The sequence below is a fragment of the Ruminococcus sp. CAG:57 genome (assembly GCF_000435935.1).
GTDB lineage: Bacteria > Bacillota > Clostridia > Oscillospirales > Ruminococcaceae > Hominimerdicola > Hominimerdicola aceti.
The window spans coordinates 1-20,672 of the sequence record NZ_FR890695.1; the positions used below are offsets into that span (position 1 = coordinate 1).

21 protein-coding genes and 1 pseudogene are annotated in these 20,672 nt (G+C 40.6%); 16 read left to right on the top strand and 6 right to left on the bottom strand.

Features of this window, described 5'->3' with window-relative positions; all coding sequences use genetic code 11:
- The 4 genes and pseudogenes from QVO88_RS01855 to QVO88_RS01870 all read left to right on the top strand — a co-directional run.
- Positions 1-244 (top strand): annotated as a pseudogene (locus tag QVO88_RS01855) (MATE family efflux transporter); the annotation flags it as partial.
- 1,039 nt (positions 245-1,283) lie between these two features.
- A complete protein-coding gene (locus QVO88_RS01860; protein WP_022286833.1) occupies positions 1,284-1,853 on the top strand; it encodes a flavin reductase family protein in 570 nt (189 codons plus the stop codon).
- Between the two features lie 305 nt (positions 1,854-2,158).
- A complete protein-coding gene (locus QVO88_RS01865; RefSeq protein ID WP_022286834.1) occupies positions 2,159-2,626 on the top strand; it encodes a GNAT family N-acetyltransferase in 468 nt (155 codons plus the stop codon).
- Positions 2,627-2,642: 16 nt separating this feature from the next.
- Positions 2,643-5,201 (top strand): translation factor GTPase family protein, encoded by a 2,559-nt coding sequence (locus QVO88_RS01870; RefSeq protein WP_022286835.1) that lies wholly within the window; start codon positions 2,643-2,645, stop codon positions 5,199-5,201.
- 41 nt (positions 5,202-5,242) lie between these two features.
- Here QVO88_RS01870 and QVO88_RS01875 read toward each other — a convergent pair whose 3' ends face one another.
- From QVO88_RS01875 to QVO88_RS01900, 6 genes are all read right to left on the bottom strand, one after another.
- On the bottom strand, positions 5,243-5,422 hold the full coding sequence (locus QVO88_RS01875; protein ID WP_022286836.1) for a hypothetical protein: 180 nt from the start codon (positions 5,420-5,422) through the stop codon (positions 5,243-5,245).
- 14 nt (positions 5,423-5,436) lie between these two features.
- Positions 5,437-6,609 (bottom strand): sodium/glutamate symporter, encoded by a 1,173-nt coding sequence (gene gltS, locus QVO88_RS01880; protein ID WP_117897291.1) that lies wholly within the window; start codon positions 6,607-6,609, stop codon positions 5,437-5,439.
- 17 nt (positions 6,610-6,626) lie between these two features.
- Complete coding sequence (locus QVO88_RS01885; RefSeq protein ID WP_022286838.1) at positions 6,627-7,580, bottom strand: TAXI family TRAP transporter solute-binding subunit; 954 nt, start codon at positions 7,578-7,580, stop codon at positions 6,627-6,629.
- Positions 7,581-7,738: 158 nt separating this feature from the next.
- Entirely contained in the window at positions 7,739-10,420 is a 2,682-nt protein-coding gene (locus tag QVO88_RS01890) for a transglutaminase domain-containing protein (RefSeq protein WP_022286839.1), read from the bottom strand.
- 10 nt (positions 10,421-10,430) lie between these two features.
- Positions 10,431-11,492: a DUF58 domain-containing protein gene (locus tag QVO88_RS01895; protein WP_243238824.1), complete on the bottom strand. Its 1,062-nt coding sequence runs from the start codon at positions 11,490-11,492 to the stop codon at positions 10,431-10,433.
- A gap of 143 nt (positions 11,493-11,635) precedes the next feature.
- Positions 11,636-12,604 carry a MoxR family ATPase gene (locus QVO88_RS01900; protein WP_022286841.1) on the bottom strand — a complete coding sequence of 323 codons (969 nt, stop codon included), beginning with the start codon at positions 12,602-12,604 and terminating at the stop codon, positions 11,636-11,638.
- Positions 12,605-12,824: 220 nt separating this feature from the next.
- Here QVO88_RS01900 and QVO88_RS01905 point away from each other — a divergent pair, with 220 nt between their 5' ends.
- The 12 genes from QVO88_RS01905 (at position 12,825) to xseA (ending at position 20,671) form a co-directional block, all read left to right on the top strand.
- Positions 12,825-13,760 (top strand): ATPase AAA, encoded by a 936-nt coding sequence (locus QVO88_RS01905; RefSeq protein ID WP_022286842.1) that lies wholly within the window; start codon positions 12,825-12,827, stop codon positions 13,758-13,760.
- Between the two features lies 1 nt (position 13,761).
- On the top strand, positions 13,762-14,250 hold the full coding sequence (locus QVO88_RS01910) for a stage III sporulation protein AB (RefSeq protein WP_022286843.1): 489 nt from the start codon (positions 13,762-13,764) through the stop codon (positions 14,248-14,250).
- A 40-nt stretch (positions 14,251-14,290) separates the two neighbouring features.
- A complete protein-coding gene (gene spoIIIAC, locus QVO88_RS01915; protein WP_022286844.1) occupies positions 14,291-14,488 on the top strand; it encodes a stage III sporulation protein AC in 198 nt (65 codons plus the stop codon).
- Positions 14,488-14,874, top strand: a complete 387-nt coding sequence (locus QVO88_RS01920) for a stage III sporulation AC/AD family protein (protein WP_022286845.1) — start codon at positions 14,488-14,490, stop codon at positions 14,872-14,874. The genes spoIIIAC and QVO88_RS01920 overlap by 1 nt, the downstream gene beginning before the upstream one ends.
- 9 nt (positions 14,875-14,883) lie before the next feature.
- Positions 14,884-16,023 carry a stage III sporulation protein AE gene (locus QVO88_RS01925; protein ID WP_022286846.1) on the top strand — a complete coding sequence of 380 codons (1,140 nt, stop codon included), beginning with the start codon at positions 14,884-14,886 and terminating at the stop codon, positions 16,021-16,023.
- A 1-nt stretch (position 16,024) separates the two neighbouring features.
- A complete protein-coding gene (locus tag QVO88_RS01930; protein ID WP_022286847.1) occupies positions 16,025-16,495 on the top strand; it encodes a hypothetical protein in 471 nt (156 codons plus the stop codon).
- Positions 16,496-16,498: 3 nt separating this feature from the next.
- Positions 16,499-17,050: a stage III sporulation protein AG gene (locus QVO88_RS01935; RefSeq protein ID WP_022286848.1), complete on the top strand. Its 552-nt coding sequence runs from the start codon at positions 16,499-16,501 to the stop codon at positions 17,048-17,050.
- Between the two features lie 18 nt (positions 17,051-17,068).
- A complete protein-coding gene (locus QVO88_RS01940) occupies positions 17,069-17,611 on the top strand; it encodes a SpoIIIAH-like family protein (protein ID WP_022286849.1) in 543 nt (180 codons plus the stop codon).
- Between the two features lie 126 nt (positions 17,612-17,737).
- The gene (locus QVO88_RS01945) at positions 17,738-18,094 is read left to right on the top strand and encodes an Asp23/Gls24 family envelope stress response protein (RefSeq protein WP_022286850.1); all 357 of its coding nucleotides are present in this window, start codon (positions 17,738-17,740) and stop codon (positions 18,092-18,094) included.
- Positions 18,095-18,129: 35 nt separating this feature from the next.
- The gene (gene nusB / locus QVO88_RS01950; protein ID WP_022286851.1) at positions 18,130-18,543 is read left to right on the top strand and encodes a transcription antitermination factor NusB; all 414 of its coding nucleotides are present in this window, start codon (positions 18,130-18,132) and stop codon (positions 18,541-18,543) included.
- A complete protein-coding gene (locus QVO88_RS01955; protein ID WP_022286852.1) occupies positions 18,540-19,481 on the top strand; it encodes a peptidase M22 in 942 nt (313 codons plus the stop codon). Before nusB ends, QVO88_RS01955 begins: the two co-directional genes overlap by 4 nt.
- A complete protein-coding gene (gene xseA / locus QVO88_RS01960) occupies positions 19,478-20,671 on the top strand; it encodes an exodeoxyribonuclease VII large subunit (protein WP_022286853.1) in 1,194 nt (397 codons plus the stop codon). The genes QVO88_RS01955 and xseA overlap by 4 nt, the downstream gene beginning before the upstream one ends.
- Position 20,672: the final 1 nt, after the last annotated feature.

Below are 20,672 nucleotides of genomic sequence, written 5' to 3' on the forward strand. Positions count from 1 at the left end.
CTTCATGGGTATCAAGATGGCAACCGATGGAGTTCTTCGCGGTCTCGGAATTATGCGACCGTTCCTCGTTGCAAACATAGTGAATCTTGCGATTCGTCTGTCCGTTGCCCTGATCTGTGCACCACGTTTCGGCATTGCCTTTGTCTGGCTTGCGATACCAGTTGGCTGGCTTGCAAACTTTTTAATCTCCTATGTGGCTCTTAGGAGATCATGGCCGACTGATAAAATGGCATCCATTAGTTAAATTCCAGTTTGTGGGGATGACATGAAAAATGAAGTTTAAGGAACAGAGCTTTACCCTGTTTGCCTATACAAATTATAGAGCAATTCAAGGTTATCACAGGCCCGAACCGCTAGATTTTAATGGAAAAGGTGCGTTCCACCATTTCCTCGTACAATAGGGGTTGAGTATGTTTTCGGTGTTTACAACTCTTTGATTGTTGCAGTATATAAGCCATCAGAGTGGTTTGTATGTAAAGAGGCAAAGGACAGACTTCCAAGACAGGATATTGTTCTTACACCAAAATCTGAAAATAGATTATTTTTTTTGTGGATGAAAGATATGAGCAGGGATTTCCGTTGGATGAGAATGAATCGTTCTACATTGGAAAGTCGATAGCCGGATTGAAGTTGAATCAGTCGGCACAGAATCCGATTACATATCTGTATCCACTGGAAAAAGATAAAATTCATATTTAATGAAATTGACAAATCGGAATTTACGGAGGAAAATAGTAATGGCACTGTTCCTACTGATTACATATATAGTAATTTTTATATTTCAAATAATATTATTTGTTATAACCATTCGCAAGAAAACAAAAAAACTTTGGCGGATATTGTTTTCGGCAGAACTAATTCCGCTGCTTATATCCATAGGACTGATGATTTACTATAATAATCTTCCTGGATATGGATTTATGCCTGGACTAACTTATTTGGGAGAAGTATTGTTTAGTTTTGGAGCGGTTGTTTTGTACTGTATAAGTTTCCTGATTTCTTTATGCAGTTATATTGCAATTTCAAATAAACAAAGGAAACGCTGAATAAATAGTTTCTGCCGTTTTTTCACAGTCCTCTCAGTGACGTGTTTTCGAGCGTTGCTCAAAACGGCGAAACGAATGCCTCGCATTAATCAGCTTTTTCTAAACTTAATTTGAGGTGTTCCACTTGTGTGTTTATTTGAGTTCCTTGAATGAGTTTAAATATTATGTTAATATTTTAAAGAAGTTGGCGTGTAGTTGATTAGAAAGATAAATCGGAATTTGAGGAGGTAGGATTAATTGAAAGTTATAAAGCGAAAATCAATAGGAACACACTTTTCAATGTGTGTTCAGCCTGCTTTTATTATTGGTACAAACAATGAGGATGGAACGCATAACTTTGCTCCAATTACATGGGTTAGCACAACCAATGAGAAAGAGAATGACTATTTATTAATTATCAGTATGTTTGGTACTAAAAGGACCAAACAGAATGTAATTAGAACTGGTGTTTTAAGCGTTAATCTTGTTAGCACAGACATGATCGAACTTATGGATTATTTTGGCACACATCATGCAAAGGATGGGAAGAAGGATGAAATTTCATATGATGTTGGTAGGGGAGAGATTGTGGATGTTCCTGTTTTGGAGGCGAGTAGGTGGATATATGAATGTGAAGTAGTTCAATCAATTGAAATTGGAGAATCAACAACCTTTTTCTGCAGAATAAGGAATATTCAAATAGAAGAACAGATGGAATGTAGAGATACACTTGATGTGGATCTTACGAAATTAGAACCTGTAATTTATTCGGGAATGTATCATAGTATTGGAAAATCACTTGGCAAAATAGGTGATTTTTCAAAATAGACAAATTCCAGTTTGTAGGGATGACATTAAAAATGAAGTTTAAGGAACAGAGCTTTACCCTGTTTGCCTATACAAATTATAGGATAATTCAAGGTTATCACAGACTCGAAACCCTAGATTTTAAGGGTAAAAGTGCTTTCCACCATTTCCTCGTACAATAAGGGTTGAGTATGTTTTTCGTTGAATAACCGAGCCATGTGGAGACTGTCTGCCTACTGTCGAAAAAAATATTGATTTTATGCTTAATATTAAACCTTCGCGGAAATATGTACCTGCGTTTTTGTTTAATTGAGAGGATGATTAGTTTGAATATTATATATAAAAAAGCAACGATAGAAGATATAGTTCTGCTAACTAAAACAAGAATAGAAGTTTTGCGGGCAGCTAATAATCTAACGTCAGATATTGATATGGCTGAAGTAGAAAGAGAATCTTACGAGTATTATAGACAGGCCTTTCATGATGACTCTCACACAGGTTATTTGGTTTTTGATGACGATAAATTTGTTGGTGCAGGTGGGGTTAGTTATTACCAGGTGATGCCTACCTATCACAATCCAAGTGGTAAGAAAGCATATATTATGAATATGTATACGAAGCCTTTATATCGCAGAAATGGTATCGCCATAAGGACGCTGGCATTACTGGTAGAAGATGCAAAGAAAAGAGGTATTACTTCTATTTCTCTGGAAGCGACAGAAATGGGCAGACCTTTATATGAAAAGTTTGGATTTGTGCAAATGAAGAATGAAATGGAGTACATTGAAATTTAGCAAATAGGAAGAAAATATGAAAAAAACAGTAATAGGCATAATCGCCCACGTCGACTCAGGCAAGACAACGCTTTCGGAAGCAATGCTTTATTTGTCGGGCAAAATAAGAAAGATCGGACGTGTAGACCACGGCGACGCTTTTCTTGACACGGATATGATTGAAAAAAACAGAGGTATAACTGTTTTCTCAAAACCCGCGGAATTTGAATATAAAAACACATCTTTCACCTTGCTTGACACACCTGGTCATGTCGATTTCTCAGCGGAAACTGAGCGTGCATTACAGGTGCTTGATCTTGCTGTGCTTGTTATAAGCGGAACTGACGGTGTGCAGAGCCATACCCAAACTCTTTGGAGGCTGTTAAAGCGTTATAACGTCCCAACCTTTGTTTTTGTGAACAAAATGGACTTGGACGGTGCTGATAAAACTTTTGTTATGAACAGCCTAGAGGGTCGTCTTGGCAGTGGATTTGTGGATTTCTGCCGTATGAAGTCAGAAGTCACTGAGGATTGCGCCCTTTTTGATGAAAATATTATGAATGAGTTTCTTGAAACGGGATCAATGTCTGACAAGATACTGTCAGATGCCGTGGCTCATAGAAAAGTATTTCCATGCTTTTTCGGCTCAGCTTTAAAATCACAGGGCATAGAAAAATTTATGAACGCCCTTGCAGAGCTTGCACCGTGTGTATATGACAGCGGTACTTTTGGTGCAAAAGTGTATAAAATTTCAGAGGACGGTGGCTCACGCCTGACTTTTATGAAGATAACAGGTGGCTGTCTTAAGGTTAGAGATCAAGTAGATTATTCATCGGCTGACGGTGAAAGCTTCTCGGAAAAGGTCAGCAGGATAAGAATATATTCAGGGGCAAAATATCGTAATGCGGATAACGCTGAAACTGGTGTTGTTTGCGCTGTTGAAGGGTTGACTAAAACTTATGCTGGGCAGGGATTTGGTTTTGAGCAGGATTCTGCAAAACCACTGTTGGAGCCTGTTCTTACCTATCGTGTCGAGCCTGTGTGTGATTTGGATATGCACACTCTGCTTTCATATTTCCGTGTGCTTGAAAATGAAGATCCACAGCTTCACGTCGATTGGAATGAACAGCTTGGCGAAATACATGTCAGCATAATGGGTGAGGTGCAGCTTGAAATACTGAAAAGCCTCTTCAAGCGGCGCTTTGATATCGACATTGATTTTGGCGAGGGAAGCATTGCATACAAAGAAACTATTGAGAAAACGGTCTACGGCTATGGTCACTATGAGCCGCTCAGGCATTATGCTGAGGTGCATTTGAAACTTGAGCCGCTGGAGCGTGGCAAGGGTCTGCGTTTTGCAACGGAATGCAGTGAAGATACGCTGGATAAAAACTGGCAAAGACTTATTCTTACCCATTTGCAGGAGAAAAAGTATCTTGGCGTTCTCACAGGCTCTCCTATTACAGATATGAAAATAACGCTCGTTTCGGGAAGAGCGCACCTTAAACACACAGAGGGCGGCGACTTCCGTCAAGCAACATATCGTGCCGTCAGACAGGGACTTAGAAACGCAAAGTCCGTTCTTCTTGAGCCTTATTACAGCTTCACACTTGAAGTTCCACAGCAGAATGTGGGACGTGCTATAACAGATATACAGAACATGGGAGGAGTTTTCTCACAGCCGGAGGTATCGGGTGAATTTTCCGTTATAAAGGGAAGTGCACCAGTGGCTGAAATGCGTGGATATCAGTCGCAGGTCATAAGCTACACCAAGGGCGTTGGAAAGCTGATATGCACTTCTGACGGTTACCGTGAATGTCATAATACAGAAGTTGTGCTTGAAGAATATGGCTACGATCCTGACAAAGATCTCGAAAATACGGCAGATTCTGTATTTTGCTCTCATGGCGCAGGTTACAATGTCAAATGGAACGAAGTTCCTGATAAGCTTCACATACCTCCAGAGGACAAACGCAGGCAGGTTTCTCAGCCACAGACATACTCTCGTGCCGAAGATTTTGTAAGACGTGCAGCAAGCGACAAAGAGCTTATGGAGATATTTGAGCGCACTTACGGAAAGATAGAACGTGATAAGCACTATGCGATGCGCAGACCTGAAAAGTCTGTAAAGTCAGCGTCAAAGCCGAAGCAGATATACTCAGGCGTGGAATATTTGCTGGTTGACGGCTATAACATAATTTTCTCTTGGGACGAGCTGAAAAAGGCTGCCAACGAGAGCCTTGACCTTGCACGAAGTATGCTTGTGAACAGGCTTTGCAACTATCAGGGATACAAGCAATGTGAGTTGATACTCGTATTTGACGCATACAAGGTCAAAGAGCAGGAGCGTGTAGTGGAAAATTACCACAATATCAGTATAGTTTACACCAAAGAAGCCGAAACGGCTGACACTTATATCGAACGCACTGCCCACAAGCTCAGCCGAGAACATAAGGTAAGGGTCGCCACATCTGACGGCATGGAGCAGGTCATAATCATGGGCAGCGGTGCTTTCAGAATGTCAGCTCAGGAGCTTCACGAGGACGTTATCCGTGTGGAAAAAGAGATAAGAGAATATATCTCCAATATGAAATAAAAAAAACGATTTTCTGAAAATAACCAGAAAATCGTTTTTTGTTATCTTTTCCTTTTCTTGGACTTTATTTTTATCTCAGGTATTGCTAAGTTGTCGAATATTACACCTGATTCGCTATTATTTTCGTTTTCATCACTCTCAGTTTTTACATCTTCAACGTGAACTTCTGGAAAAGCAAGGTTATCTGTATAACAGTCAAGATGTTTGTTCTTTTTGTTCATATTCTTTTCCTCCGTTAATTAATAAAGTTGATAAATCCTGTTATAACAAGGCTATTTATAAAATCGGCAAACATACTTCCAACAATAGGAACAAGCATATAAGCCTTTATTGAAGGGGCAAATTTTGCTGTTAAAGCCTGCATATTAGCCATAGCGTTTGGCGTTGCACCCATTCCGAAGCCGCAAGTTCCTGCCGCAAGCACTGCCGCATCATAGTTTCTGCCCATTACATTATATACGATAAAGTAAGAGAACATCGCCATAAGAAGCACCTGTGCAACAAGCATGATTATCATAGGCAATGCAAGCTCGGCAAGCTGCCAGAGTTTCAATGTTATCATGGCTATTCCGAGAAAAAGCGAAAGACAAATACCACCAATATCATTTATTTCACCCATGTGTATGTGTATTTTACCGCTGTATTCACCGATGTTTCTCATAAATGCTGCAACGATCATTGATCCGATATACACAGGAAAAGTCATGCCTGAATATGAAAGCACCCATGATACAAACGTGCCTATTCCCATTGCTATCGCAAGCTGATAAGCTGCAGGTGCATACATGCTTACAGAACGGTGATGTTTTTGTTCGTCCTCGACAAGTATAGAGTCGTCCTCAGGAATAACAGTTTTCAGCAGATCGTGTTTGAGTATAAGCTTTCTGCCGATAGGTCCGCCCATTACAGAGCCTATAATCAATCCAAAAGTAGCCGCTGCTGTGCAGAGGCTTGTTGCTCCTTGCTGACCAAGGTCCTCAAGCACTGTGCCAAAAGCACCTGACGTTCCGTGACCGCCTACCATAGGGATAGATCCTGTACACATACCTACCAGCGAGCTTACTCCCAATAGCTTTGAAAGTCCCACTGCAACCGCATTCTGCGCAAATATCAGCACTATCAGGCATAATAAAAATACAATAAGACTTTTACCTCCTGCTTTCAAAACTTTAATGTTTGCCTGAAAGCCAACAGAAGTGAAGAACATGACCATGCAAACCGTTTTTAGCGTTTCATCAAACTGAAATTCGACTATTCCTGCGACGTGAAGAATACATGATATGATAGCAAAAATAACTCCGCCGATGACAGGAGAGGGAATACAGAAGGTTTCAAGAAATCTGACTTTCTTTTTGAGAAATCCACCTAAATACAAAACTCCTACTGCTACCGCAAGAGTTTGATACATATCCACATTTATTGTTTTCAAATTTGATCCTCCTCTGTTATAGCAGTTCCAATGCTGTTATAATATTCCACTGCCCCTTTATGAAAAGCACACGGGATATTATCTGTCGCAAATTTTGTGTCATTATTCGCAAATGAGATCCTCTTCTTTATCTGGTCATTTTCCTCAAAAAGCATTTTCGTGATATCTGCTACAGTGTCGCTGTCCATCTTTTGGCTTGCCACAAGAACAGCCTTTACGCCGACAGTCTTGACGTCCTCGTCAATGCCTTTATAAGTTCCTGCCTTTATTACAGTTTCATAATATCCGTCATAAAGATTCGTCATATATGATATCGTTCTGTCATCAAGAGGCAATATTCTTATATCCATTTCCTCAGAAAGCTGTGTTATAATATCACATGGAGCACCAAGTACCACGAAAAATGCATCGATAGAGCCGTTTTTAAGTGCCTCAGCAGACTTCTGATAGTTCATGTTGCACACATCTATCATGTTATAGTCAAGACTTACAGAGTTTAAAATGTACTCAGCATTTTTTGCTACGCCAGAATCTTCTTCGCCCACAGAGACCTTTTTTCCTTTAAGATCAGCAGGAGTTTGAATATCTGAATCAGCCGGAACGATTATCTGAAAAGACTCCATGTAAAGAGCCGCAACTGCACGGACGTTGTTTATTTTGTTACTATTAAAATCTCCTGTGCCATTCACAGCTTCAGACAGGACATCGCTTTGGACTATTCCCATGTTGATAAAGCCGTCCTTTAAAAGCCTCATGTTAGCCTGAGAACCAGCCGTTCTTATATTAGTGATGTTTTCATCAATATCACTGAGAGTGTCAGCAAATTTATAATATATACCACCTTCGTTGCCGGATCCCAGTTTTATCTCAGAGTGTTTACAGCAAGAGCAGAACATTGTAAGTATAGCAACTGTAACAATAAATATTATTGTATTTTTTATTTTTCGCAATCCGATCATTCCTTTCTAAAATATTCAAAAAGTTATCCTATTGATAATATCATATCCATATTTTCATTAAACATATATTTCATATAAAAAATCACCTATCAGCTTTTTGGTATTATCATTGAGGTTAAAAAAGCCACACCGAGCGTGGCTTTTTCTCTCTAATATAGACAGTAAACAAATTTTGCATTAAGAAGCTTAGCACCCGAAAGCTTTGGCAGGACGATCTTGTCCTTTACGATTTCAAAATAAGAAAGTGCAGTTTCGAGTTCCCCCTCAGATATTACTGAGTTGCTCATTTCCGCTTTGACTGCAAGTTCTCCGATATATTTTATCATATGAGAGAAATCATTGATTTGCATTTCCTGGCATTTTTCTGTTAACCTGTCACAAAGCTGTAAGTCTGTAATATTTCTGTTGTCGGTAATGCCTATAAGCTTTAAATACTTGAGCATATAGCGATATACCGCCACAGTACGTGATCTATTGTCCCCATTACTTAGTTCCGAACGCATTTTCTTTACTTTTACATCTCTATGGACTACAACACCGAAGCCTATAAGCAGAAGTCCGCCTAGAGTGATGAAAATTCCTGCAAATGAGCCATGACTGCTGTTGTTTTCTGATGTGCTTGATGAAGCAAAATTTTTCCCAGTGCCTGACATCACTCCGGCACCATGTCCGTTGCTTGCAGAATTTGTTTTCTTTGTTGTTGAAGCTTTTGAACTGTTTGCAGGCCTTTTAGTAACCACTGAAGTTGTGCCACCCTGACCGCCGTTTTGTGTGGTAGTCGTAGGCTTGCTTTCTGTGCTTTTAGTTGTTGTAACTTCCTTAGGGTCTTTCTCTTGTTGCGTAAGATTAGGATTATCATTATCATAACCTGGTGTGAATTCTGCAGGATACCAACCTGCATTGTCTATAAATACCTCAGCCCATGCGTGCGCACATTTGTCCTTTACACTTACCTCGTATGTTGAATCATCTTTAGGTTCACCGAGCTGTGAATTAAGCACCACATATCCTTCTACATATCTTGACGGATAGCCAAACATTCTTAAAAGCTCTGCACCCGCCGTTGCGAAATATGAACAATAGCCCTCCTTTTGTGTACCTAAAAAATAATCTATGAAATCTTCACCTTTTGGAGTAACACCCGGTTCAAGGGTATAAGTGAAGTTATCAGAGAAATAGTTTCTTATTGCAGTGCTTATTTCTTCATAAGTCCAATCACCCTTGTGGTAAATATCCACGCCAAGATATTCACTAAGTATCTCTTTATATGCCTTATCAAGCTCATCAGACTTTGAAACGTCCATATATTTCTGGTGAACAAACTCTGAGTAAGCGTCAACACCTCTGTCCTTATTAACAGACAATGCAGGCACTTCTGTGGCTATAGCCTCAGGGAGAGCTTCAAGTCTTTCTTCTATAAGAGAGGGGTCAAAATAGTAAAGAGAATACTTTGTTGAACTTAATTTGACATATGACTCAGTGGTAGGACGCATTTTTTTATCGTCTGTATTTCCATCACTTGAATATAAAGAAGCGTATGGCGCATACACAAATTTCTTGCTTGCGCCGAGAACAGATACAGAAATCTGAGCAGGGGTCAGATCCGCGTATTTGCGTTGGATAAGGTCATAATCCAGATCCTGCACCCATATCTTGCCTTGCTCAAAATCATCAGAGAAGGTGTCTTCATTGCCATTCACGTCAACAGGAGTCCAGCTATTGTCGTTATAAACGCCTGCTACATATCCACGGAGATATAGTGTATTAGAGAATTTTGGAGTGACCACTTTTAGTGCTGTTGAGCCGTTGAAGCTAATGCCTGCTGTCTTGCCAAGAACGCCTCCGTTTGTGCCACCAACTGTTTTTATACCAAACAGATCAAATCCGCCGTCATAATCTGAAAAAGCATTCCTCAGGTCAGTGAGAGAGAAATTTGACACTGCTGTAGAAATATCATGTCTGTATTTTGCAAATGACTCAGGACGTGTAAAGCCTGTTATTGCTGAGAAAAGCATTATAACTACAAGTACCAACGAACTTAAAATAGCCGTGAATTTCATGAATACGTTATAGAAACAAGCTTTTTGCTTTTCAGATGTAAAATAAAACGTGCGTTTTCGCTCATGCACCGCAAAGGTGTTTTTTCTTCCTGCCTTGTTAGTTGTGTGGTTTATTATGTGCAGTGCAAGCACTGTCACCCAGCATACAAACAGACCAATAACAGTCCACATTGACGGCTCCCAGCCCCAATACATTCCAAGCTCGAAAACAGGAAATGTAATGATGAACAGCAGTGGAAAATCTATCCTATAAAGGCAGGATGCTGCCGCACCAAGGCAAACAAGAGTTATAAAAAATACGAAAAAATTTGACGCAAGATATGGGTAGTCGATAGTAGAAATTCCACTAAGCTGAACGCCAAGAGTTGAGTTAGGTTGATTTGCCCTTGAAAGATATCTGTCTATAACAACGAACAAGCCGTATTTTATTGTAGTTATCCTGCTCACAAGGTAAATTACATGAAGTATCATCACACCAAGTGCAGAAAACTTAATTATCTTGTGTGACGATTTCATCAGACCAAACACAAGTGAAAGCATGGCGGAGTAATATATGATCGTGGTCTTGTATATTTCCATATCAAGGAATGATACTGCCATAAATGCTGTGCATATGGTCGCCACAAAGGTCAGAAGTATCTGAAACCATAGAAATGAGCCTGAATTATGCTCACGCTCGCAATTCATAAGGATATCTCCGTCAATGCAGATACCATTGCTGCTGATAAATCCTATATCTTTGTTTTTGCTTTTTATTCTTTTCTTTTTCATGTTGTCACCTTTATAGACATATTTCCTGTATGCTTTCGGCAACGTGTTTTGCAGTAACGTTCACGACCTCTGCAAACTCATCGTTTATAACGTCGTCTTTCTTTTTGTTTGTGATAAGCATATAGGAATAGCGGAACGCCAGATCGTTATCGTTCATAACGCCGCTGAGATTGCTGTTATATGCGGGAGAAAAATACATCAAGTGACCGCATTTATATCTCTCAGGCTCATTGATGTAATTTATCATAGACAAGTCAGGCTCATCATAAACAGAAGCCTGCAACAGCAGACTTATAAGCAGTCTTGCACTTTCTTCGTCTGTAACATTTACTACTTCACTCAAATCTTTCTTTTTATCATACCACACTACCTTATGAGGTGTGTCATTTTCTATGAGATAATAGGATATAGACGCTATAGCCTCTACAAGAGTATCATATACGAGCATATAATCGTCTGTATTTGTATCAAGGTGGAGATCCGCCATAAGCACGATAGAGTTTGATATAGGCAGGGAATAATCCTTGACCATGGTCTTATCCTGCTTTGCAGTAAGCTTCCAATGTATCCTATTTATTTTGTCACCATCATGATATTCGTGTATATCAAAAATCTCTGAGGGATCATCGCCCTTTGATGTCTTGGAATAATCATCGGTTTCAAGACCCATTTCAGCATAATTGGCAATGTTGTTTTCGATGGGTATATAGTCAGGAACTATAGTGAACGTACTTTCGCCAAAAAGTCTGGAAGCAGCGTCGGTACTTACTCTTATCTTGAAAAGCTTCAGCATATCCACAATGCGACAGCGTTTTATGTTCATTCTCACTGTGCCATAATGCTTTGCAGAAACGTGCAAAGTAAGATACTGAACATCATCAGGGTAAAGTGGAGTGTTTATCTTCATTGTATTTTTGTCGCCGTCAAGAGTGTTGTAATATTCTATCTCTATAATCATATTGGCAACAGGCAACTTTGAGCGGTTTTGCAATCTCAGCACAACAGGTATCTTTGACGATCTGCCTGCGGTTTTCTGAGTGTTCACAAAACCAACGCTTATTTTCTTTGACATTTTTTTGAGCATAACGAATAAGATTATAGGCATAACAAGTAAAAATGCAAAGAGATAAAAAGAGAAGCTACCCACATATAATATATAGAAGAAAATAGAGGCGATAAATAATATTATATATAAAACCAGCATTTGCTCCTCCGTTATTTGCTAACTCTAGGAACCTGAACTGAGGAAATAACTCCTTTGAGTATCTGTTCTCCTGTGAAGCCGTTTATCTTTGCCTTTGAGCTGAACACAAGTCTGTGAAGAACAACGTCCTTGAAGCTGTATATAACGTCATCGGGGATAACATAATCTCTGCCCTTAAGAAGCGCTGTCGCCTTTGTCATTCTGAGTAGTGCGATAGTTCCTCTAGGTGAAAGACCCAGCTTTATATATTCATTGTTTCTGGTTGCATTTGCAAGCATAACGATATACTGGAAAACCTGATCTGAAACATAAATATTTTCCACAACTTTTCTTGCCTGAAGGATATCCTCCGCAGAAACCACAGGCCTTACATTATCCACAGGCACGAGATTTTGCTTGGATTTTAGCATTGCGACTTCGCTTTCAAGATTAGGATAACCCATTGTGAGCCTTACGATAAATCTGTCCATTTGCGACTCAGGGAGCATTTGCGTGCCTATAGAACCAACCGGGTTTTGCGTTGCAATAACGATATAAGGGTCAGGCATTTTATGTGTGATACCGTCTACAGTTACCTTGCCCTCCTCCATTACTTCAAGAAGCGCAGACTGCGTCTTACTTGAGGTTCTGTTTATCTCGTCTGCAAGAAAAAGATTTGTGAGTGCGGCACCCTGCTTATATTCAAACTTGTGTGTTTCTTTATTTAGAATGGTAAAACCTGTCACGTCTGTTGGCAAAACATCAGGGGTGAATTGTAGTCTTTTATAGTCAAGTGAAAGCGCCTTTGAAAGAGCCACGGCAAGAGTGGTCTTTCCTACTCCTGGAATATCCTCAATAAGGATATGACCGCCTGCAAGTATGGACAGCAGGACTTTTATGATTATCTCGTCCTTGCCGATAATGACCTTTCTTACCTCATTTATCACACTTTGTGACATATTCAGTACTTTTACCTGTTCTTCAGTTAAGCTGTTGTTCATAATTTTCTCCTTTGTTTTGTATGTTTCTTTTATCTTCACAATATTTGTGCATATTGCATTAACATTATATCACAAATACAACAGTATTTCAAGCATTTTGCGTGATAATTAAATACAATAATGGATATCTGCGTATGTAGGAGAATACAAATATCTTGTACTAAAATGCAGGCTCACAGCATAGTTATTTCATAGGACAAGTCAAAAGGAGCGTGAAAAAATGATAAGAGAAGTCAGTAAGATAAAATACGTTTACGAACTGCTCACCCCTCGCATAAGGGGAGCAATTATGTCAGTGCCAGAAATAGAGCGTGACAGGATACAGGAAATAAGGCTTCGCAGAGGTAGACGGCTGTCTGTTACCATATTCTCGAAAGAGTATTTCGTTAATGATAACGGCAGACTAATGAACAATATCGGGGATAGCGTTCAAGTTACCACAGAGGATATTGAAACTATCTATCAGCGAGCATTTCAGAACTCTCTTCATAGCTTTCACCGTGAGATAGCAAGAGGGTACATAACGGTTTCAGGAGGGTGCAGAGTAGGCTTCTGCGGAACTGCCGTTCTTGATCCTGCAAGGAGTTATGCCGTGGAGTCGGTAAAAAATATATCTTCTCTTAATATAAGGATAGCTCGTGAAATGATAGGCAGTTCAGACGAGATATATGCAAAATGCTTTTCTGACAAACCAATGAGCCTGCTTATAGCTTCACCGCCCTCGGGAGGAAAAACTACAGTGCTTCGTGATCTTGCAAGAAAGCTTGGAGAACGCTGGCGTGTTGCGCTTATAGACGAGCGAAACGAGTTTGCCGCAACAGTGGCAGGTGAGCCGCAAAATCTTATAGGTGCAATGACGGACGTGTTCAATTCCTACAACAAATATGAGGGCATAATGACGGCTGTCAAGGTCATGTCACCGCAAATACTCATATGCGACGAGATAGGTTCTTCTGAGGACAACGAAGCTTTGCAGTATGCGCTCAACTCAGGAGTGAAGCTTATTGCTTCATGCCATGCTTCAAGCCTTGATGAGCTTAAAAAGCGGCGTTATATCTCAAAACTCATAAAAGACAAGGCTTTCGACGCACTTGCGGTACTAGGCACAGGAACAATGTGTGGCAGGCTGGTATCATTTACAAAAACAGGAGCATGAAATGATAAAGCTAATAGGCTGTGTGCTGATCATATCCGCCTGCACACAAATGGGCTGTGCAATGGCGTTGGACAAGATACGGCAAATGAAATATCTCAAGCTTCTCAGACGGTTGATATTTGAAACAAGGGCAATGGTTGATGGTGGAATGACTTTCGGGGAAATTATCTTAAAGCTTAGCTTGCAGAAGGATTATTCTGACTTTACATTTTTGTCGCAAGATACCTCTTCGCCTGATGTCCGCAGAAGAATAACCGAGGATATATATAATTCAAAGCTTTTTGACAATGAAATCAGGCAGACCGCCATAGATTTTTTTGAAAAACTCGGTACAACAGACACAAATGGACAGCTTGCATACGTTTCCATGAGCCTTGCCGCACTTGACGAGCAGATAAGCAGACTTTCAGAGAATTTCACCTCACAGGTGCGGCTATGCAGGGCTTTGGGCGTTCTCAGCGGGGCTTTTATCGCTATTATGCTAATATAGCCATAGCAAAGGATAACCATAATGAAGGGAACAAAATTTTATGGACATAGATCTTATTTTCAAAATCGCTGCCATAGGAATTATCGTTGCCGTGTTAAATCTCTTGCTGAAACGAGCGGAGCGTGACGAGCAGGCAATGATGACAACTCTTGCAGGGCTTATTGTCGTTCTGCTTATGATAGTAAGGCAGATCGGAAATCTATTTGAAACGATAAAAGAAGTGTTTGGATTGTATTAATGAAAATATTTACAATAGTGTGCTTTTGTATTTTCTCAACCATAGTGTGCAAAGCCATTGAGAAAGACAGCCGTGAGATAAAATATGCGGCTGTGCTTGCAGCGGCGGCACTGGTGCTTTTTCATTCGGTAGCATTTGTGAAAGACCTTATCTCAGTTTTTGAGGACCTTTTCACTCTGTCAGGAATCGACAATATGTATCTTACCATACTGTTCAAGTCACTTGGCATATGCTATATTGTACAGCTTGCATCTGATTATTGTAAGGACTGCGGAGAAAACGCACTTGCGTCACAGGTCACTTTGGCAGGAAAGCTTGCAATGCTTTCGGTATCGCTGCCGCTTTTCAAAGCATTTGTAGAAATAGTAAAAGCATTGCTTATATAGGATTAACATATGAAAAAAATAATTGCCACTGTCATCATAGTACTTGCGGTCATGTTTACACCACAGGAAGTATATGCAGACAGTGAGGAACAGAACAATGAATATTATGACAGGCTCATAAGCGAAATAAACGAGGGACTTTCTTTTGAGGGTGATGAAGATGTAAAAACTGTACTTGAAGATAATAACATCACTTTGGAAGATCCGTCCTCTGCCGCAAATATAAATGCTTCTGATGTGATAAATCATATATTTGAAAGCTTTACCGCTGCTTTGCGAAGCCCTCTTATAATGCTCGGGAAAATAACAGCCGCCACTATGCTCTGCGTGTTGGTAAGGTCAATGTCAGCCGAGGGTACAGTTGACAAGGTATTCACGCTAATATGTGTTCTTACCACAGTGCTTGTTATAAGCGATACTGTCACCGACAGCCTTTATTCTGTAAAGACTTCCATGGAACAAATGAACAGATTCATGATGTCCTACATACCCATATTTTCAAGCGTGGCGACAGCAGGCGGTAGTGCGGCGGCAGGAGCAGGCTATTACGGCGTTATGCTGATAATATGTGAAAGCGCAGGTATATTGGCAGATACGATACTTGTGCCGTTTTTGTCGGCAGTGCTTGCAGTGACCCTTGTTTCTGCAATAAATCCATCTCTTGACCTTGGAAGCCTTGCAGAGTCGGTGAAAAAGCTGGTCATATGGGTGCTTGGCATTGTGATGACCCTTTTTACAGGGCTGTTATCTATTCAAAGCTTTGCAGGAGCGGCGGCTGATAATCTCTCTGCTAGAGCCGTTAAATTTGCGGCTTCAAGCTTTATACCTGTCATAGGCGGCTCGGTCTCTGAAGCTTATTCAGCGGTAAAGGGAAGTATAGGCGTAATAAGAACAAGCGTCGGCGTGATAGGGGTTATAATAATGTCTGTGATAGTTGCGAAACCTTTGCTTACGCTTCTTGCAGTAAAACTTGCAGTGTGGATAGGCGCTACCATAAACGATATTTTTGGCATAAGCAACAGTGGTGGACTTCTTAAAAGCATAAACTCGGTTTTATCAATTGGTGTGAGCATCCTTGCGGCTTATTCTATAATGTTCGTTATTTCCACATCAGTTGTAATAATGACAGCCATGAACATAGGAGCTTAAAATGAATACAGTTAAAGCAGTGATATTTATTGCCTGCATTATAGGCGTGATAACTTCTATGACGGATATTGCCACACCTGAGGGAACTTTGAAAAAACAACTTAGATCAGTGCTTGCTGTGATACTTTTACTTGCGGTCATAACGCCTGTAATGGGACATGGCTTCAAAGTCACCCTAAGCGACTATACAGAGCTTGCAGATCTGCCTGAGTTTGACAGCGTTTCAACAGCGACGAAACTTTATTATCTGTCCGAATCCGAAAGCAGGCTTGAAGAATATTTTTTGGATAAGCTGAATAAGAATGGCATAGAAAACGTCAGAGTGGACATAACCACAGATATAAATGAATATAATGAAATAGAGATAACAGCGGTAAGGGTATATCTGACTAAAATAAGCGATAGAGGGCTTGTTGAAAAGCTTATTGCAGAAGATCTGCCTGATACTCAAGTTATCGTGCAGGAGGAATAAACGTTGCTGAAAAGTAAAGTTGAGGGGAAAATAAAGGCTCTTAAAAAGCTTCCTATGAAAACGAAGATAGTGATAGCCGTAGGTCTTGCAGGGATATTACTTATATTTGTTTCTGAGATGTTTCCTGCTAAAAATACGGCAGAGAGCAAGAGCATTCCCACGGAAAGCGTTGCCACTGATGATACAGACAGCTACAAAAAGCAGATAGAAAAAGAGCTTAAAGATGTTCTTTCTCAAGTCAGGGGAGTTGGCGAGTGCGAGGTAATGGTGACAGTTGAGGGAACTACCGAATATGTTTATGCCGAAAATCTTACCAAAAGCACAGACAATAATGGTGACAGAACAAGCGACAGGTATGAAAACGAGATAGTAATAACTGATAATGACGGCAAAAAGGAGGCTTTGGTCAGAAAAATAATAAAACCGCAGATATGCGGCGTTGTCATTGTTTGCGAAGGAGGTGGAGATATAAAAGTAAACGAACGTGTGCTTAAAGCGGTTTCGACAGTACTAGGCATATCAAGCAGTAAGATCTGCGTTGAGGGCAGAAAATAACAGAAAGAGGTAATAAAGATGAAAAAAACGACCATGATAATAGGCAAAAAGCAGATAATCCTTGCAGGAATGACGCTGATACTCGGTCTTGCAGTATACATAAATTATGCAGTATCGACCTCAGACGGCAAGATAAAGGCGACGGACGTTGTGAAAAGTCAAAGCGTGAATTACGGCGACGCACAGCTCGTAAGCAATGACAGCACTTCAGATTATTTTGCACAGGCAAGAATAGACAGAATGAATTCAAGGGACGAGGCGGTAGAAACATTAAAAAATATAATGAACGGCGGCGATTCCACAGAGGAAGAAAAGAAAGTCGCTGAAGAAGAAGCTTCAGCCATGACAGGGCTCATGGAGTCGGAGAGCAAGGTAGAGACACTTGTGAAAGCAGCAGGCTTTGAGGACTGTGTTGTTTATCTTGACGGTGACAACGCAAATATCGTTGTAAAGACCGACAGCGACGGGCTTGTTGCAAGCGAAGCGGCACAGATAAAAGATATCCTCCTTAGCGAAGTTTCAGTTGCAAATGAAAACATCAGAATTTATGATGTAGAATAAAATTTGTCAGCAAATAAAAAAAGTCCTTCAAAATACTTGTAACCTATTGATTTTTATGATATAATGGTTATAAGTATAGATTGAAGGATTTCTTTTTTATATCTAAAAAGGGAGGCTTGGATAAATATGAATGATGTTTCAAAGAAAGTAGAAAAAAGCCTGCACATAAGTCAGGACGTTATAGCGCAGATCGTTACAAACTCTGTTAATGAAATAGAGGGCGTTTATGGTATCGCTCCTGTTATGAAGACTCCACGTCAGCTCTGGTTTAGACAGGAAAATTTCGGCAATATCAGGATAGGTCTTGTTGACGATGTGCTGTCAGTGTCTATAGGTATAATACTTTGCCGTGGAGCTAAGGCGGTTTCCGTTGCCGAGGAGATACAGGATAAAGTAAAAAGTGCAGTTCAGAATATGCTTGGACTTACAGTTGCAAAGGTAAATGTGACCATATGCGGAGTTGACCTTTCGGAAAAGGAATAGGATTCAGACAAATATAAGATGAAGGAAGTGTTTTTGTGCCAATTAAAAGGCGTGAAATAAGAGAATCAGCATTTTTGCTGATATTTGAGAAAATGTTTAGACAGGACGATGAGCTTGACGATATTTTCATGTCTGCCATGGAAGTGAACGAGATTATCGTAAATGATGAAGTTAAAAAGCTCGTGGAAAATGTTTGCGAAAAGCAGGACGAGATCGACAGCATAATCAGCAAGTTCAGCAACAAGAGAACTGTTGAAAGAATACCTAAAATAAATCTTGCAATACTCAGACTTGCTATTTACGAGGCAATATATGAGGAGAACGTTCCTGTGAACGTTGCCATAAGCGAGGCTGTGGCTCTTGCAGGAAAATATGCCCTCGAGCCTGACGTTTCATTTGTAAACGGTGTGCTTGGCTCATTTGCAAAGGAACAAGAGGAAAAGCAGTGAGTTTTGTACTCGGAATAGACACAAGCAATTATACCACTTCATGTGCACTGCTTGATACTGCGGATATGAGCATCAGGTCATGCAAAAAACTTCTTCCTGTCAAGCAGGGAGAGCGAGGGCTAAGACAATCCGACGCTGTGTTTCACCATACGAAACAGCTTCCAGAACTTATGAAACAGCTTTTTGATAAAAGGTATGATTTAAGTGCAGTTGGGTATTCTTATGCACCAAGGTGTGCAGAGGGTTCGTATATGCCTTGCTTTCTTGTTGGAGAAAATGTTGCACAAGCTGTGTCACTTGCCTGTGGAGCTGACCTTGAAAAGACTTCGCATCAGGTGGGACATATACTTGCGGCACTTTATTCCTGCGGAAAGCTGGATATGCTCAGTTCTGATAAGCCTTTTGCGGCTTTTCACGTCAGTGGTGGCACTACAGATCTTCTTTTGTGCGAGCCTGACAAGGCTAAGTTGATAAATATAACTCAGATCGGCGGAAGCCGTGATCTTAAAGGCGGACAAGCCATAGACAGAACAGGCGTAAGGCTTGGGCTGTCTTTTCCATGTGGTAAAGAGCTTGAAAGGCTTGCGTCTGAAAGCGAACATAAAATAAAGCCAAAAGCATCAGTTGATGGGCTTTATTGTTCACTTTCCGGAATAGAAAATCAGTGCATGAAGCTTATAGACGAGAGCTGTTCCGTGGCTGATGTTGCGGCATACTGTATTGATTGTGTGTGCCTTGCGGTGGAGAAAATGACAGTTAATCTTCGCCATGAGTATAAGGATATACCTATTATATATGCAGGCGGTGTGATGTCTAATCGCTTTATAAAAAGCAAGCTTGAAAAGTACGGCAGCTTTGCTGAGCCTGAGTTTTCAAGTGATAACGCAGTGGGCGTTGCGGTCTATGCTGCAATCAGGAAAGGGAAGATCAAAATATGAGTTCAGTTATCACTGTTTCTCAGCTAAACAGATATCTTGCTTCAAAACTTCGGTCTGACCTTAAGCTGAAAGGCATTGCTGTCAAGGGCGAGATATCCAATTTTAATATACATTACAAATCAGGTCATGCCTATTTTACGGTAAAGGACAGCAGTTCTGCACTTAAAGCTGTTATGTTTTCAAGCAGTGTTTCAAGGCTTAAATTCGTGCCTGAGGACGGCATGAGCGTGCTTGTTATGGGCAATATAGAGGTCTATGAGCGTGACGGTGTTTATCAGATAATAGCTACGGAGATAGCACCTCTTGGTGTGGGCGTTATGCACGTTCAGCTCGAACAGACCAAGAAAAAGCTTGAAAAAATGGGCGTATTTGATGTGAACAAAAAAAAGAAAATACCCCTTGTTCCAAAGAAGATAGCTGTTGTTACGTCGCTTACTGCGGCGGCTTTGCAGGATATAATCCATATAGCTGAAAGGCGTTACCCTGTGTGCAATATCGAAGTTTATCCTGCACAGGTACAAGGTGCGACAGCGGCACAAACTATATGCAAAGCTTTGTCGGCGGCTGATAAGAGCGGTGCAGATACCATAATTTTAGCTCGTGGCGGTGGCTCTAGCGAAGATCTTATGGTGTTCAATGACGAGGCTGTGGCGTTGGCTGTTTACGCCTGCAATACACCTGTGATATCGGCTGTAGGTCACGAAACTGACACCACTCTTGCAGACTATGCCGCAGATATGCGTGTGCCAACTCCGTCAGCGGCGGCTGAGATTGCTACCCCTGACAAGGCGGATATACTTAATGCTGTGAGGCTTTTAAGGCAAAAGCTTGACAAGGCTATGGAGCTTAAACTTGATAAGGCTGTGTCACAGATAGAAAGCTGTGATAAGCTTTTGAAATTATATTCTCCTGAAAAGAAATTAGAGCAGAGCGAAAAAGCAGTGTGCGACCTTGAAAAAAGGCTGTCGCAGATCATGGAACGCAGGTTTGAAAAGCTGTCAGTTAAGCTTGACGGCTATGTTTCTTCTCTGAATATGCTTAGTCCGTTCAATATTCTGGGCAGGGGATATGCTATCGTTCAGAAAGACGAAAGCGTTGTCGACAGTGTATCAATGCTGAACGTTGGCGACGAGGTAGACATAAAGCTGTCAGACGGCAGTGTATCTGCTAAAATAACATTTGTCAAATGAA